This window comes from Gilliamella sp. B14384G12 (assembly GCF_016101825.1).
In the GTDB taxonomy this organism is placed as follows: domain Bacteria; phylum Pseudomonadota; class Gammaproteobacteria; order Enterobacterales; family Orbaceae; genus Gilliamella; species Gilliamella apicola_N.
Map to the genome: position 1 here is coordinate 1 of NZ_JACFPU010000058.1, position 360 is coordinate 360.

A 360-nucleotide genomic window follows, 5' to 3' on the forward strand; every position below is an offset into this window, starting at 1 on the left:
CTTCACTTGCGGTGACCGTTAATTTTCCATCGACACTGTCTATTTTAATATCTTGCTTGGCAGCCATATTCAGGTTGGCATTTTGCGCCTGCACGTTAACATCACCTTGATTGGCAAAGACTTTCATTCCTGATTTATGAGCAAACAGACCGATGGATTCACCGGATGAGACGGTAATGTTTTTTAACGCATTAATGTCAGTTTGATTTTCACTGGTCATTGAAACGCTATTTGAAGTTGACAATTGGATATTTTCTGGACTGGTTAAAGCAATACCCTCTTGTGCATAAGCAAGAATGCCGCTTTGGGCTAATTGGGTTAATGTCGCTTTAAGTTGCTCCTGACTGTCGGTATCTGCGC

At 41.7% G+C, this 360-nt stretch carries 1 protein-coding gene; it reads right to left on the reverse strand.

Annotation, left to right across the window (positions count from 1 at the left end; translation table 11 throughout):
• On the reverse strand, positions 1-360 hold a 360-nt coding region (locus tag H3S73_RS13640), incomplete at both ends, for a DUF2345 domain-containing protein (RefSeq protein WP_198248933.1).